Origin of the sequence: Sulfuricurvum sp., from assembly GCF_028681615.1 — a bacterium.
GTDB lineage: Bacteria > Campylobacterota > Campylobacteria > Campylobacterales > Sulfurimonadaceae > Sulfuricurvum.
The window spans coordinates 122,362-137,418 of the sequence record NZ_JAQUHV010000002.1; the positions used below are offsets into that span (position 1 = coordinate 122,362).

General features: G+C 45.9%; 13 protein-coding genes. 4 read left to right on the forward strand and 9 right to left on the reverse strand.

Translation table 11 applies throughout. The features are described 5' to 3' along the window. Positions 1-30 precede the first annotated feature (30 nt). The 3 genes from PHE37_RS03820 (at position 31) to PHE37_RS03830 (ending at position 1,776) form a co-directional block, all read left to right on the forward strand. A complete protein-coding gene (locus PHE37_RS03820; protein WP_299923460.1) occupies positions 31-360 on the forward strand; it encodes a hypothetical protein in 330 nt (109 codons plus the stop codon). 101 nt (positions 361-461) lie between these two features. After that, a complete protein-coding gene (locus PHE37_RS03825) occupies positions 462-755 on the forward strand; it encodes a c-type cytochrome (RefSeq protein WP_299993599.1) in 294 nt (97 codons plus the stop codon). 196 nt (positions 756-951) lie between these two features. After that, positions 952-1,776, forward strand: coding sequence for a serine hydrolase (locus PHE37_RS03830; RefSeq protein ID WP_299993598.1), 825 nt, complete (start codon positions 952-954; stop codon positions 1,774-1,776). A 2-nt stretch (positions 1,777-1,778) separates the two neighbouring features. On the opposite strand, the gene PHE37_RS03835 is transcribed toward PHE37_RS03830, so the two are convergent. The 6 genes from PHE37_RS03835 to PHE37_RS03860 form a co-directional block, all read right to left on the reverse strand. Further along, positions 1,779-2,804, reverse strand: a complete 1,026-nt coding sequence (locus PHE37_RS03835) for an HD domain-containing phosphohydrolase (RefSeq protein WP_300008224.1) — start codon at positions 2,802-2,804, stop codon at positions 1,779-1,781. Continuing rightward, a complete protein-coding gene (locus PHE37_RS03840) occupies positions 2,801-6,058 on the reverse strand; it encodes a response regulator (protein ID WP_299997278.1) in 3,258 nt (1,085 codons plus the stop codon). The genes PHE37_RS03835 and PHE37_RS03840 overlap by 4 nt, the downstream gene beginning before the upstream one ends. A 105-nt stretch (positions 6,059-6,163) precedes the next feature. Next, entirely contained in the window at positions 6,164-7,354 is a 1,191-nt protein-coding gene (locus tag PHE37_RS03845; protein WP_299997280.1) for a HAMP domain-containing sensor histidine kinase, read from the reverse strand. Next, entirely contained in the window at positions 7,317-7,985 is a 669-nt protein-coding gene (locus tag PHE37_RS03850; RefSeq protein WP_299997282.1) for a response regulator transcription factor, read from the reverse strand. Before PHE37_RS03850 ends, PHE37_RS03845 begins: the two co-directional genes overlap by 38 nt. Then, positions 7,982-9,271, reverse strand: a complete 1,290-nt coding sequence (locus PHE37_RS03855) for a Na+/H+ antiporter NhaC family protein (protein WP_299997285.1) — start codon at positions 9,269-9,271, stop codon at positions 7,982-7,984. Before PHE37_RS03855 ends, PHE37_RS03850 begins: the two co-directional genes overlap by 4 nt. Positions 9,272-9,367: 96 nt before the next feature. After that, complete coding sequence (locus PHE37_RS03860) at positions 9,368-9,991, reverse strand: acyl-CoA acyltransferase (protein WP_299929666.1); 624 nt, start codon at positions 9,989-9,991, stop codon at positions 9,368-9,370. Between the two features lie 68 nt (positions 9,992-10,059). Between PHE37_RS03860 and PHE37_RS03865 the strand changes: the two genes are divergently transcribed. Continuing rightward, positions 10,060-10,737, forward strand: a complete 678-nt coding sequence (locus tag PHE37_RS03865) for a L,D-transpeptidase family protein (protein ID WP_299998030.1) — start codon at positions 10,060-10,062, stop codon at positions 10,735-10,737. A 101-nt stretch (positions 10,738-10,838) separates the two neighbouring features. Here PHE37_RS03865 and PHE37_RS03870 read toward each other — a convergent pair whose 3' ends face one another. The 3 genes from PHE37_RS03870 to glyQ form a co-directional block, all read right to left on the reverse strand. Next, positions 10,839-11,858: a cytochrome-c peroxidase gene (locus PHE37_RS03870; protein ID WP_299998032.1), complete on the reverse strand. Its 1,020-nt coding sequence runs from the start codon at positions 11,856-11,858 to the stop codon at positions 10,839-10,841. 75 nt (positions 11,859-11,933) lie between these two features. Further along, positions 11,934-14,168 carry an AAA family ATPase gene (locus PHE37_RS03875; RefSeq protein ID WP_300008226.1) on the reverse strand — a complete coding sequence of 745 codons (2,235 nt, stop codon included), beginning with the start codon at positions 14,166-14,168 and terminating at the stop codon, positions 11,934-11,936. After that, entirely contained in the window at positions 14,168-15,049 is an 882-nt protein-coding gene (gene glyQ / locus PHE37_RS03880) for a glycine--tRNA ligase subunit alpha (RefSeq protein WP_299994380.1), read from the reverse strand. Before glyQ ends, PHE37_RS03875 begins: the two co-directional genes overlap by 1 nt. Positions 15,050-15,057 lie beyond the last annotated feature (8 nt).

A 15,057-nucleotide genomic window follows, 5' to 3' on the forward strand; every position in this document is an offset into this window, starting at 1 on the left:
GAAAGAGAATCCCTAAACAAGGAGTTGATTATGAAAAAGTTTCTTTTGTTGCTTGCTGCTGCGGCACTCACTGCCACTATGGCACAAGCGGACGCTGCATCTGGCCAAAAAGTCTATCTTAAAGTGTTCAAAGCGAAATTCGGGATGAACGGGGTCAAATTTGCCGCGGAACATACGGTTTCGGAGTGGGAAGATTTGTTTGCGGATAATGCAAAAGGATTTATTAAAGAGTACGGTGACAAATTCCCTGCGGCGGCACCGATTTTAACCAATCCGGATATGAAAGACAAAATTCAAGATGTCGGCGATTTTGCCAAACAATACGGTTCTGATAGCGGAAATGTCCCTTCTTGCGGATAATTAAATATCGTCTCGTTCGTGGTGAGCATGTCGAACCATGAACTTACAAAATTTTACCCTTCGACTGGCTCAGGGCGAACGGGTTACTAAAAGGATAAAAAATGAAAACGTTAATTGCGATTCTTGGACTTACAGCTATGTTGAGCGCCGCTGAGGGCGGTGCTTTGTTTCAAAAATGTGCGGCGTGTCACGGTGCTAAAGCGGAAAAAGCGGCTTTGGGTAAATCAGAAGTGATTGCCGGATGGAAATCGGATAAAGTGCTTGATGCCCTCAAAGGCTACAAAGCCGGAACCCGCAATACCAAAGGGATGGGTGCTATCATGAAAGGGCAAACGGCTACGTTGTCGGAGAGTGATATGAAATCTCTTGCGGATTATGTTGCAGGATTGAAATAAGCCTTTTTAGCTGCTGCGAGCTGTCGTAGCCAACGCTAATGTTTTTGTCTCTCTCCCCGCTTAGGCGGGGGTTATCTTCTTTCCAATACGTTTCAGTTGTTCACACCCTCTCTATCTGACATAAGATTTCCTCCATTATTGTTCGGGTTTATTTACCGTTTTTAGCCATAATTGCCCATCATAACAAAGGGACGGAATGTTCAAATCATTATTTTTCTTTTTTCTTCTCTCTGTCACCGCTTTATATGCCGATATCGATGCTGAAAAACTGGATAAATTAAATGTCGAAGCACTGCTGGTCAAAAATCTTACGAGCAATGAGATACTCTATTCCAAAGAGGCGCTGCGTGAAGTTCAGCCGGCAAGTCTGACCAAAATCATGACGGCCATATTGGCGATAGAACAGGGAGATTTAAACCGCTCTGTCGTTATTACGAAAGAGATGCTACAAGTTGAGCCTACCAAAGCAGGGTACAAAGAGGGAGAAGTCTTCGCATTGGACGATTTGATCAAAGCGGCACTGATTAAATCAGATAACGATGCGGCAATGGCCATTGCAATAGCGGTCGGAGGCTCGGTCGAATATTTCAAAGAGATGATGAATGCCAAAGCCGCAAGTATCGGCATGGTGAATACCGTTTTTACAAACCCGTGCGGATTTGACATCGGGAATCATCACTCTACACCTCAAGATCTTCTTACTTTGGCGGAATACGCTATCAAAAATCCTGTATTTAATGACATTACCCGCCTAAATCAGCATACATATTACTCGCTCAACAGCGGTCGGAAATTTGTCGCCCATACCCACAATCAGCTTCTTAACCAGTATGAATATGCTGTGGGAGTGAAAACGGGGTATACCTCAAAAGCGGGGCCGTGCTTGATCGCCCGAGCCAAGAAAGAGGACAGGGATTGTTTGATCATTATGCTCAATTCCAAAGAGAACCGCTGGAAAACGGCAAAAGAGATATTTGAGCAGGTATTTGTCCCTAAGCAGGATGTTTTGGCATCGCTGTAACACTAATCTTTAAACTGCGTCATGATGGCTTTGATATCATCCATATGTTGCAAGAATATATCTACTAGCTCACTGTCAAAATGTTTCCCTTTTTGATCCTGCAGGTATTCAACCGCCCGCTCAATACTCCAAGCTTCTTTATACGGCCGTCGCGACGTGAGCGCATCGAACACATCGGCTATGGCGACGATCCGGCCTGCGAGCGGAATATCATATCCTTTGATTCCGTTTGGATATCCGGTTCCGTCAAATCGTTCATGATGGGTCAGCGAAACAATCCGGGCCGTTTGAAGCAGCAAGGAATGGTGATTCCCGATAATATCGGCTCCTTGATTCGGATGTTTGCGTATCACTTCCCACTCTTCGGGCGTTAGAGATCCCGGCTTTTGCAAAACGGCATCCGGAGTTCCGATTTTGCCGATATCATGCATCGGCGCTGAGAGATAGATGAGTTCGGTGCGGGCGTTGTCGAGTCCAATTTTTTGAGCGATCAGTTTTGCATAGGCACTCATTCGCAAGATATGGGTTCCGGTTTCGTTGTCTTTGAACTCTGCCGCACGTCCGAGCTGGCGAATGACTTCCATGCGTGTAAGGACGATCTCTTCGGTCCGCTCTTGAAGTTTTTGTTCGAGGTTATGCTGATTTCTCAAAAGCGTAATGTGGGTATTGACACGGGCTAGTACGATGGAAGAGTTGACCGGTTTGGTGATGTAGTCTACCGCTCCGAGATGTAGCCCTTCTTCCTCATTTGTATAATCACTCAGTGTTGTGACGAAGATGATCGGGATGTTGCGCGTCATGGGGTCATTTTTGAGTTTTTTGCAGACATCGTATCCGCTGATATCCGGCATCATGATGTCCAAAAGAATCAGATCCGGGATATCTCCGGACGCGATGAGATTGAGCGCTTTTGTCCCTCCTGTCGCTACTTTGACTTTGTAAAAAGGTTTGAGAATTTCGCTTAAAACCATTAAATTTTCGGGAGAATCATCAACGATGAGGATCGTTTCGGGAGTATAGGGGATCATGTGGTTTCCTTGTGGAGTATGTGTTCGATTAGACGGGCCGCCTTGTCAAATTCGAAGCGTTGAATAAACTCATATGCGTCTCTTAATTCCGCATCCGATGCATTGTGCAAAATAGCGGCATCATCATAGGCCGTTGCGTCAGCATTTCGCAGTTTTTGAAGCAGTGTGTCCAATATGGAGTCGGAAATCACAATGGATTCGGCTACGGATTGTTCCTCGGGTATGGTATGGATAAGCGAACCGAGACGTTGTATCTCATTGTCGATATTTTCAAGCACATCATTGTCTCGGTTAATGGGATGATCCGATAGTTCCGCTTCACGGGAAAGTTGGGTCAAATAGGTCATACCGAGCATAGCGGCAACACTTTTAAGGGTATGACAAAGCCGTTTTTGCGTATCGGGCGAATTACGTTCCGAAGAGAAGTAGCGTTCACGGAAATCTTTGTTTTCAGCATAGAATTTTTTTAATAGCCGATGGTAGAGTTGTGTATTGCCGCCGATGCGTTTAATGGCGATTTCACTCTCTATTCCATCGATAGGATAGACGTTTAGCGCAGATTCAGCAGTCTGTGATTTCTCTATAAGGGCGATGTGGCAATGGTGTGCAATTTCCTGAAACAATTTTGTTGAATCAATGGGCTTGGTGATGTAACCGTCCATACCGGCTTGACGGCAGCTCTCTTCATCTCCATCCAAAACATTGGCTGTCATCGCGATAATCGGTATATGAGGGAGTGAGGAATTGCTGCGAATGCGCCGAGTCGCTTCGTATCCGTCCATTACCGGCATTTGGCAGTCCATCAAGACAACATCCGGAGTCGGATGGTGAGCAAGCCAATCGAGCGCCTCTTGCCCGTTGGAGACGATGGAAACGATGATATGCGCCTGTGTCAAAATTTCATACGCAACCTCTTGATTGCTTTCGTTGTCTTCTACGAGCAATGCAGATAGTCCGTTAAGCGAGCCGGAAAATTCTTCTGATTGCTGAGGATTGGGGTGCTGAGGTGATAGTTGGGCATGTCCGTAAATTTCGATGAGGGTATCGAACAGATGAGAGGGAGTGATCGGTTTGATGAGTATTTTCTCAGGCAGATCGATTCCGAATTCTGCCACGAGCTCTTCTTTTTCATAAGCTGTGACCATAATGATCGAAGTGATTTGACGCGAATAGCGTTCGTTGATACGATGATAGAGCTCGACTCCGTCGATCCCTTCCATTTTCCAATCCAATATTGCAATGTCGGCACTGAACCCTCCGTCCAGTAACTGTAACGCTTCATCCGCGTTTTGGCAGATGGCGCTCTCGATTCCGAAGCGTGAAAGCATCTCATGAAAAATTTCCCGTGCGGTTTCGTTGTCATCGACGACTAAAACGTTCAGACGGGGAATGCTCGGAGTATGCGCTTCGGTATTTTCAAAGTGCTCGCTCGGAAGTTGAATTTCAAACCAAAAGGTACTCCCTGCATTGTGCTGACTTTCGAAACCGATGGTTCCTCCCATCAAGGTAACGAGTTGTTTGGCGATTGCCAATCCGAGTCCTGTACCGCCGAATTTACGGGTTGTGGACATATCGGCTTGGGTGAATGCCCTAAAGAGCAACGTCTGCTCTTCCGGTGAAATTCCGATTCCCGTATCTTTGACTTCAAATCGAAGCGTAGGGGCTGTAGTCTCAGTCAAGAGTGAGCGTATTTTAATGACCACTTCTCCCTGTGCGGTAAATTTAACCGCATTGGAGACGAGATTCAGGAGAACTTGTTTGATGCGTAAAGGATCGCCTCTGTAACTTTTTTCAAAATCATTTTCTAAATTGACTAAAAGCTCGATCCCTTTTTGCTGTGCCCGCATCCCGATCATATCGATAACCGAAACAACAAGTTCCTCTAGATTAAAAGGGATCGATTCGATGTGCAGTTTTCCGGCTTCAATTTTGGAAAAATCGAGAATATCGTTGATGATATCAAGCAGCAGATGGGAAGCTTCGGAAGCTTTGGTAATAAACCGCCGCTCTTTTTCAGGCAGGTTGCCTTTAAGTGCCAATTCGGTCATACCGATGATGGCATTCATAGGCGTTCGGATTTCATGGCTCATGTTGGCTAAAAATTCGCTTTTTACCCGCATCGCGGCATGGGCCGCTTCCCTTGCCTCGATGAGTTCAGAGATATCGACGATTGCACCGATCAATCCTGCCGGTGCTCCGTCCGGGTCTGCAAATCCTCGAACCCAATACAGGGTCTGATGATTTTTGCCGTCGCTAAAAGGGATGATCATCTCTTTGTGGGAGGTTCCGATGGTTTGAATGATCCGTTCATCTTCGGCTTGATATTCAATCCGATCTTCCATCGGAAGATACTCTAAATCCAAGACCTGCTTGCCGATGAGGTAGTCTCGAGATATTCCGAATGTCTCTTCATACGCTTTATTAACGCCGATAAAGCGGCAATCGCTCCCTTTGTAAAAAAGAGGATAGGGGATAGTATCGATAAGCGCTTGTTCAAATGCAATTTGATGATTGAGTTGTTGCTGAAGCTTTTGCTGTATGAGCATGTTGTGATGATTGAGTGCTTCGCGCTCTTTTGTTTTGTTGTAGCGTTGAAGCAAGACGATCGTAGGGATCAGTACAAGAAGAAAGAGCAGTGCGATGCCGAGGGTCAGGAATAAGACATTCAGCAGGAGTGTTCGGATGTATTCGACCGCGATATCGGCTCCCACAACATAGGTTTTTCCCTGAGGGGAGACCATCGGTACGAAAACCGAGTGAAATGTCCCCCATTTGTCAGTGTATATAGGACTAAATGCTAACGTGTTGGTTTGAAATGCCTGGATAAGTTCAGGGGCAGGTTCGTCATAACGTTCCCAAAATTTGACTCCTAGTCCCTTTGCACGATCGTCATCGTGCTCATTGGAAATGGTAAAGTAATATCCTCCGTCCTTGTCTTTGACAACGATATAAATATAAGAGGCCTGAAGTTGCCCTGCCAACGTGTTGGCATCACGAATCATTTGTTGAAATTGTTGTGGAGAGGGAGGGATGTCTTTAGTGTATTTGTCTACGTTACTGCGTCCAAACGTGCTATCCGTCGCATAAATCGCTTCCAACAGCTGGGCATCGATCTGTGCTAATTTAAGTTGATATTCCCGTTGATAAATCCCCCAAGCTACAAGAAAGACGATACTCAGATACGCCAGAAGGGTATAGCGGAAGAGGGGGTGTTTGAGAATACTGCGAAGGAAAAATAATGAGTTGAAAGTCATAATATGTCTTTCTCACGATACCGACGCTGCATAGTTTGACCTTTGATGAAAAATCCATGAGGCACATTAGTTAGATTATAGCGAATAAATATTATTTTTAGGGATTTATGAGGACCACGTTACGCATATCTTCGTCCCTTTTTTCTCCTCCGATTCGATCGTGATATTCAGGTTGTACTCTCTGGCAATCATCGCGACGATGTTCAATCCGATCCCAAATCCTCCGACACTTTTATCGGCGCGTGTATAGCGCTCGAATACCCGTTCGATCATCGCATCGGGGATACCGATACCGTTATCTTCGACACATAGAACCCCATCACGAAGAGTAATCGATATAGTCCCTCCCATATGGTTATATTTGATTGCGTTCGAGAGGAGATTATCGATGACACGGGTCGCTTTGGTATGATCGATCGTTAAAAATACGGATGGATCTACGGACAACTGCAATGCGATCTTTTTTTGCTCGATTCGGTGGCGAAAGTACTCTAACCGTTCGTGCAAAAGGTGGCTGAGGTCGAGTTGTACATCCTGCACGGAGAGGTCGTGATTGAGGATCAGATAGGTGAGATCGTCATACAGGGTCGAGATGGTGCGTGAAGCGATTTCAATTCGTTTGATCTTTTTTTGTGCCGAGGGGGGGAGATCGTTGACTTCCAGCGATTCGATGTTTGTGAGGATTGCACTGACGGGAGTATTGAGTTCGTGGGTGGTGTCTTTGATAAAATCATCGAGCAGGGCTATCGCCTCGTTCATCGGACGCAGAATCAAACGAGAGAGAAAATATCCCATACCGACGAGCATCAAAAATAAGAGCGTTCCGAATGTAAGGGTGATTTCAAGCGTTTGTTGACGCCACAGCCCGTCGTCTTGGGTTTCAAAAATCAGATAATACTCCCCCATCCCGTAGGGTGAGAGAGGAACGATCAGATAAATGTGTTTGCTTGAAAGGTAGATATTTTCTTTGAAATCGATTGGAGTACTATTATGCAGACGAGAAACGATGGGTTTTTGATCGTATCCGTAGAGTGCGGTCGTGTAGGCCAAATCTTTCGGAAAGGTTTTGAGATCGCGGTCGTGTTCGAGCCACGCTTTGAGTTTTGGGACATAACTTTCCGATTCGAGTTGCATCGCGAGGCGCTGGGATGAGAGCATCACGGCTTTGGCGTATTGAAAATAGAGGACCCCGATCAGCGCCAGGATCAAAACAGACATGATCCCATACAGGATTAGAAAGCTTTTGAGGGTACGGTATTTAGCGAAATTGATACCCGAGGCGCTTGTGGCTGACAATGGAATCCTTTCCGAGGAGTTTGCGGAGCGTTTTGATGTAGGTGCGTAAGCTTCCGTCACTAGGGGTTTCATCATAATCCCATAGATGTTCCATGATGACTTCATGTGAGAGGAGCTCATTGCGGTGCTGGATAAAAAGTTTGAGAAGTTTATGCTCTTTCAGCTGGAGATTTTGCACTTGTCCCTCAACCGTGAGGACTTGATTCTCGATGTCATAGGTGATTCCCTCGGCGAGGGTAAGGGCATCGGTCGGATTATGGTAAAAGTTGCGTTTCAAGATCGTTTGAATCCGTAATAATAACTCTTTGAGGGCAAACGGTTTACGGATGTAATCGTCCCCACCGCTCTCGAAACCTTCTTCGACATCGCTCATGGCATTGCGGGATGTGATAAAGATCGCCGGTGTGGTATTTCCCTCTTTCCGGTTTGCCTTAAGAAGGGAAAATCCGTCTCCGCCGGGAACGTTTACATCCAGGAGCAACAAGTCAAATTTTTGCTCATATAAAATGTCTTCGGCGGAAGAGGCATCGTAAACGCATACGACGTTAAATCCTTGCTCTTCGAGATATTCGCTGACACTCTCAGAAAGATTCGGGTCGTCTTCGAGTAAAAGGAGTTTTGCTTTGGTCATGTTAGTGCGATTCCAAAAAGTACAAATAAAATAAAGGATATACCGGCTGCAATAAGGGCGTATGGGAGTTGAGTTCGGACATGTTCACCCACTTCGCATCCCGATGCCATCGAAGAGATAATCGTGGTATCGGAGATAGGGGAGCAATGATCGCCGAAAACCCCCCCTGAAATGACGGCACCCATACAGAGTGCAACGGGTGCATCGAGTCCGACGGCCAATGGAACGGCGATAGGGAGCATAATACTAAACGTTCCCCAGCTTGTACCGGTTGCAAATGCGATAATTGCCGCCAGAACGAAAATGGCTCCGCCTAAATAGGCCGAAGGCAAATAGCTTCCGATAAAAGAGGCCAGATATTTGCCTACTTCCATATCCGAACTGACTCCGCCGATGGCAAAAGCAAACAGTAAAATAGCGGCAATCGGAGCCATTGCTTTTGCCCCTTTCAGTGAGGCTGAAAAAAAATCATGGGACGTAAGAGCATTTTTAAATCGATAATATCCCCACATAAGTATCAGTGTAATAATGAGGGTATAAAAAATCGAGGTTGAACCGGACCCTTTGAGAATATCTCCTCCTCCGGTGATGACCATGAACGCGATAACCCCTCCGATCATCCATACCATCGGCCATAAAAAGAGCCCAAAGTGACCTCTCTCATCCTCGCATTCTATAGTATTCGGGGGAACAATGGCTGCGTTACGCATCGGTCCGATATCGATTTCAAACCAAACGGCAATAAAGGTAATGATCAGGGCAACGAATGCGTAGAAATTAAAAGCTATCGACTGAACGAGCCATGTTGCGCTCTCACCTCCGATCAGTCCGGCCGTGATTTGTCCTCCGATGAGTCCCAGTAAAAGGGCTCCCCATCCATTTAGCGGGATGAGCGAACATACCGGTGCAGAGGTGGAGTCGCAGACAAATGCCAGTTTGGCACGGCTGATACCGTATCGGTCGCAAAAAGGGCGTCCGATCGCTCCGGCAACGAGAGAGGTTATGGATGACTCGATAAAAACGATAATACCGGCGATAAAGCTGGGCATGAGTGCACCCCGTTTGCTGTTCACCCAGGAACGTTTGACGCTCAGTTCATGGACCAGTCCGTCCACACCTCCGCTTCGCTCTATGAGTGCCATGACAGAGCCGACCATGATGGCAAACGCGAGTGTTTTGAGCACCCACCCTTCACTGAGCAATCCACCAAAACGCTCAGCCGTTAAAACAAGTGCATCGATAGGGTGAAAGCCTGCAATGATAAACTCGCCCGCGAGAACGGCCATTACTAAAGCGATAAAAACGGAACGGCTGAAGAGGGCGAGAAGGATAGCAATGAGCGGCGGGAGTAACCCTAAAATTCCATATTCTATGGGAAATCCTTACAGTATCATCTGAAGACGCATAATACCGGGACGGTCGAACTGTTCTTTGTAGTATTCACTTCGTTTTTCATCAATCACTTCGAAACCAAGTTTTTTGAAGATCATCTCTGTCTCTACCATGCCGATTTCGACGGAGGTTTGAACTTTACGGTACCCTTTTAAGCGCGCGGTAAGCATACTTTTACTGATCAGTTCTTTGAATACATCGATGGTTTTAAATTCCGGCTTGACCAACATAAAATCAAGTACAAAGGTTTTGTTGTCGACATCCCCTTCGCACAGCAGATAGGCAGCGATACGTTCGTGGTAGGTTTCGTCAAATCCGATCTCTTCGAGTGCTTTTGAAAAGATTTCGTGGGTTGCGATACGGGGTTCATAGCCGCAAATCGTACCTACGGTAGTTGCACCGCTAACCGCAATAAAAAAGTTTGAGAAATGACAGTAACTTTTGGTTGTCGTGAGGGCTAAACGTTTTAGATGTCCGAGGAGTAACTCATTATCCGAGGTATTAAAGACCAAATCAAACAATCCGATCTTCTTCCCGCCACGCGAACCCTCGATTAATGCTTGGGCAATAATGTCAATATCCGCCTCAGATGCTTTACGAACGGTAATTGTCATCAGTGCCTCACTCTTGCGATTTTCAATATGCTATACTACCTAACTTTAAAATAAACTAAGACAATGCTATGTTAAAAACAATTCCAATCTTCTTTAGCTCTTTTTTCTTTTTCACCCTTCATGCTTCGGAACAATTAATAGTGGTGCTTTCCCCTGAGCTAAACTCGACTGCTGCGACGATGCAGCGATATGAGAAACATACGGCTTGGGAGAAAATCGGCGAAAAAATTCCGGTTACATTGGGTCGAAGCGGGTTAGGGTATGCGAGTGGAAAAACACCTCTAAAAAATGAGGGGGATGGCCGTTCTCCTGCAGGGGTATTTAGGATCAGTTCTGCATTTGGCTACGATGAACATCCCAATGGGTTGATGCCCTATTATTATGCTGATGACAAACTGATCTGTGTTGATGACGTTGAAGACTCTCGTTACAACACATTTGCTTTTCTTGATCCGCGCAATCTTCCGAAAAGTTTTGAAACGATGCGCCGTAATGATGAGGTATACCGTAACGGAGCAGTAATCGGATATAACACGACGGGGGAAAAAGGGAGAGGTTCGTGTATCTTTATCCATCTCAACCACAGTGATCATCGCCCGACATCCGGATGTACGGCAATGGAGGAAGCACCGCTCAAAGAGCTGCTCGGGTGGTTAGACCCGCAAAAAAATCCTCAAATTTTACAGATACCGATGAGTGATTGCGCAGAGTATCAAAAAGAGTTTGAGGGAATTAAATGTGAGTGATGAGGAAAAAAGCGCGGTGACTGCGCGTGGGCTTCGCGCTGAGCGAAACCCAGTGTTAACGTAGCCAACCGGGATGCATTCCGATGGCGTATTAAAATAAATTAGTTATTTACGACGTCCACTTTAGGCGTAGTCGCGGTGGATGCCGGAAGCATCGGATAAATAATCGTCGGTTTTCTGCCGTCGAGTGATTTTAAAAATGTTTGGATTGATGCGATTTCTTCGTCATTCAAATTAACACCGAGTTGGATACGACCCATCTCTTTAATCGCATCAGGAAGTGTTGCCATTTGACCGTTATGGAAATATGGCGCAGTTTGAGTTACGTTACGCAATGTCGGTACACGGACCATTCCGTTTTTATCCCCTTTGAAGTCCCCTACGTTCATATATTTATACGGTGCTACAACACCGAAAGCTTGCATCGTCCCACCTAGAGCGATGTCGTTATGACACGTTGTACACCCTTTGTCGATAAAGGTTTTAAGCCCTTTTTGCTCTGCAGATGTAAGCGCTTTTTTGTTGCCGCTTAGGAAATCATCATAGCGTGAAGGGGTTACAAGAGTGCGCTCGAATACCGCAATCGTATCGGCTACTTTTTCAAATGTGATTTTGACATCTTTTCCGTATGCTTTTTGGAACATTTTGACGTATTCAGGCATTGAGTTGACAACACCGGTTACGAAATCTTTCGGGGCAGCCATTTCAGGTCCGGCTTGGATCGGTCCTTGGGCTTGGTCTTCGAGATGCGGGCTGCGTCCATCCCAGAATTGTTGGCTATAGAATACGGCATTGTATACTGTCGGTGAACTCAAACCGTGCGGATTAGCTGTCCATTTATGGCCGATTGCGGCACTCATACCGTCTGTTCCGCCGATAGCAAGGTTATGACAGGTATTACAACTGACCAAACCGCTTTTAGAAAGTCGAGGATCAAAATAGAGCATTTTTCCCAGTTCCACTTTCGCTGAAGTGGTCGGATTTTTAGGATTTGAAGTGAGCTTTTCAAGTGCTTTCGGATTGGCAGGAATCGGTTTCAACCCAGCTGTTTTTGCTTCATCGATGAGGGAAGCTCCCATGACAGATGTGGCAACGATTGTGGAAAGAATGAGTGTTTTCATGGTGAATCCTTGTGTTTTTTGGATTAGATTTATAATTGTAGCACATAAAAATAAAGGAAATTTTTTTTCCAATATCTAATTTATTTCTTGCATAACGGTTGAACGTTTGGACTGTTCGAGCCGCCTGCACGCCGATTCAAACGCACCGGATTCCCCGATCACGATACAATGCCCTTTTGCCCGTGTCAATGCCGTGTAGAGGAGTTTGGTGTTAAGCATGATATGGTGAGAAAAACTCATAACCATTACGACCCTCTCGTATTCCATCCCTTGTACTTTATGGACACTCAGGGCATAGGAGAGATTGAGAAATTCACTGATTTGCTCGTATTTGTATTGGACAATCAGCTCTTCATTGGGATAAAAGACATAGCAGAGCTCTTCTTCTTCGTCGAGGCGAAAGATCAATCCGCACATACCGTTGAAAATTCTTCTCTCAATCGGCTCTTCCCCACTTTTAAAACCTTCAGGCGTGTAGGAGAGAATATTTTCATTTTTGGTATGAACCACTTTATCGTGGAGCCGAAATTCCCCTTTGAAGGTAGTGATTTTCTTTTTTGGATTCGGATTAAAATAATTTTGGAGGAGCAGGTTGAGATTGTCAACTCCCAAAGTATTTCCGCGCATCGGAGAGATCACCTGAAACGCGTTGAGGTATTCACGTATCTGTTTGGTTTGGAGCTTTTCACGCGATAGAGGCAGATATTGCAGTGTCACTTCGGCAACTGCAGCCAAAAGGTTGTGGTTTTGAGTATGGATTGCTTCGTCGTATTCCGTACCGCTCAACATATTTTTGAGGGCATGGCGATTGGAAAGTTCGACAGGGATAAAAGTAAAGTCTTCATACTCGTCCTGATAGGGGGGGATCATTCCTTTGCGTATATCGTTGGCGATGAGGGCGATTGCTTGTTCTTCGCGTTGGCGATAGATTTGGGTCAACATCACTGTAGGTGCTAGTTTGAGGGCAATCGCATCACTAAGTGGGCTGCCTGCACCGATCGGTGGGAGCTGTGCATCGTCACCGACGATAATGACGGTTGCATCCCTCTCTACTTTTGCTATCAGTCGTGCAAAGAGGAGCGAATTGATCATCGATGCTTCATCGATGAGAATCACTTTATAGGGCATAGTGTCTTGTGATTCGAATTTCACCAATAAGCTTTGGATCGTGGCACTTTGATAACCGCTGCGTTCACGTATCCGCTGAGAAGCGATTCCGCTGAGTGCACAGGTCATGATGAGGTTTGGATCATAACGGGTGCATAGGAGATCGAGAAGCGCTTTTGCCGTAGTACTTTTCCCTGTCCCGGCATACCCGACGAGAAAGATTAATCCGCACCCTTGATTGATGAGTTCCAGCGCCGAATACTGCTGTTCTCCGAGAGTGAGAGATTGGCTCTTTAAAAATGTTTCCAGATCATCCGTGAGAGGCTCGTTTTTGCTTTTACCCCGACGTTTAAATTCATTAGTTAAAAGTATTTCAGCTTCGTAGATACGGGTAGGGGAGAGTTTTAAACTGGGCAAAAGTGTAATGCTCCCTTCCCGCAGACGATCGTCGAGTGCTTCATCGTACCGGTCATGATGGCCGAGTGATAAAAGTTGATCGAGTTTATGAAACAGGGCGTCTCTTTCGATACAGCTGTTTCCTTCTTGGTCGCAGTATTCGCCGAGAGTGTATTCCATGGCTGCCTGGATGCGTCGGTCATCATCCGTTTTAAGTCCCATGTTGAGTGCGATTTCATCGGCTTTTTTAAACCCGATACCGTTGATACGCATCAATCCGTACGGATTATTTTTGATCGCTTCGATAGGATCTTTTACCTCTTTCATCGCCCCTGCAATCAGCCGAAGCAAAGCGGGAGTGACGCCGAATGGAGCTAAAAACTCCCCTAAAAGACGCATGGAACGGAACTGTTTCCATCCGGTAGAGAGTTTTAGGAGACGCTTTTCGTTCATCCCTTTGATCTCCATGAGACGCTCGATATCGTTGTCTAAAATATCGATCAGTCCGTCTGTCCCGTATTTTTCAATCAGTTCGGCGGTGAGTTTTTTGGTAAACCCTTTGACGACGCGGTTGAGAAAAAAGAAGAGTTCGTTTTGATTGACGATAAGGGAGTGGGCTTTAAACGTTCGTCCATACTGGCGATGTTCTTCCCATGAACCCTTGAGCGTGACAGCGGCATTTACGAGATGGTCGACATCGCTTTCGTAATAGTGGGCACTGATTTTATCTCCGCTTTTGAGTGCGGCGATAAAGAAACCGTTATTTTGATAGATGATCCGATCGATTTGACCGATGAGGGTTTGCATCAGGCTTTTACGCGGAGGTTTCTTTCCTCTTCTTGTGACTTATACAACTCGGCACACCCGCGGGCTAGTTCACGGATTTTGAGGATGTAGTTTGCCCGTTCCGTGACGGAGATCGCTTTACGTGCATCGAGAGTATTAAACGTATGGGATGCCATCATGCACAGATCGTATGCCGGAAGAGGAAGTTCCGCATCAAGGCATCGTTTGCATTCGGCAGCTTTGGCTTCGAATTCGGCAAAGAGCATTGCGGTATCGGCAATTTCGAAATTGTATTTGCTAAACTCGATTTCCCCCTCTTTGTGAATATCGCGGTATAGCGTCTTTCCGAATACGTTTTCGCTCCATACGATATCGAATACGGTATCGACCCCTTGCAAATACATAGCCAAACGCTCTGTACCGTAAGTAATCTCGACGGCGACGGGATCACAGCTGACCCCCCCTACTTGCTGAAAATAGGTGAATTGGGTGACTTCCATACCGTTAAGCCATACTTCCCAGCCCAGTCCCCATGCTCCAAGAGTCGGAGACTCCCAGTTATCCTCGACAAAACGGATATCGTGATCTTTGAGATTAAGTCCCAAATATTCCAAACTTTTGAGATACAGTTCTTGTATATTCTCCGGACTCGGTTTGATCAGCACTTGAAACTGATAGTAACTTCCCAAACGGTTCGGATTTTCTCCGTAACGTCCGTCTGTCGGACGTCGGCTCGGTGCGACATAGGCGACTGACCACGGTTTGGAATCGAGCGAGCGTAAAAAAGTAGCGGGGTGAAAGGTTCCTGCACCGGCGGCAATATCGTAAGGCTGGACAATCGCACATCCTTGATCATTCCAAAATTGTTGAAGTTTTAAAAGCATATCGCCAAACGTAATCATAACTATCC

What these genes read in the sequence shown, in the direction of transcription:
- PHE37_RS03820 (WP_299923460.1), top strand. Translation starts at nt 31, where the DNA reads ATGAAAAAGTTTCTTTTGTTGCTTGCTGCTGCGGCACTCACTGCCACT.
- PHE37_RS03825 (WP_299993599.1), top strand. Translation starts at nt 462, where the DNA reads ATGAAAACGTTAATTGCGATTCTTGGACTTACAGCTATGTTGAGCGCC.
- PHE37_RS03830 (WP_299993598.1), top strand. Translation starts at nt 952, where the DNA reads ATGTTCAAATCATTATTTTTCTTTTTTCTTCTCTCTGTCACCGCTTTA.
- PHE37_RS03835 (WP_300008224.1), bottom strand. Translation starts at nt 2,804, where the DNA reads ATGATCCCCTATACTCCCGAAACGATCCTCATCGTTGATGATTCTCCC.
- PHE37_RS03840 (WP_299997278.1), bottom strand. Translation starts at nt 6,058, where the DNA reads ATGACTTTCAACTCATTATTTTTCCTTCGCAGTATTCTCAAACACCCC.
- PHE37_RS03850 (WP_299997282.1), bottom strand. Translation starts at nt 7,985, where the DNA reads ATGACCAAAGCAAAACTCCTTTTACTCGAAGACGACCCGAATCTTTCT.
- PHE37_RS03855 (WP_299997285.1), bottom strand. Translation starts at nt 9,271, where the DNA reads ATGGCCGTTCTCGCGGGCGAGTTTATCATTGCAGGCTTTCACCCTATC.
- PHE37_RS03860 (WP_299929666.1), bottom strand. Translation starts at nt 9,991, where the DNA reads ATGACAATTACCGTTCGTAAAGCATCTGAGGCGGATATTGACATTATT.
- PHE37_RS03865 (WP_299998030.1), top strand. Translation starts at nt 10,060, where the DNA reads ATGTTAAAAACAATTCCAATCTTCTTTAGCTCTTTTTTCTTTTTCACC.
- PHE37_RS03870 (WP_299998032.1), bottom strand. Translation starts at nt 11,858, where the DNA reads ATGAAAACACTCATTCTTTCCACAATCGTTGCCACATCTGTCATGGGA.
- PHE37_RS03875 (WP_300008226.1), bottom strand. Translation starts at nt 14,168, where the DNA reads ATGCAAACCCTCATCGGTCAAATCGATCGGATCATCTATCAAAATAAC.
- glyQ (WP_299994380.1), bottom strand. Translation starts at nt 15,049, where the DNA reads ATGATTACGTTTGGCGATATGCTTTTAAAACTTCAACAATTTTGGAAT.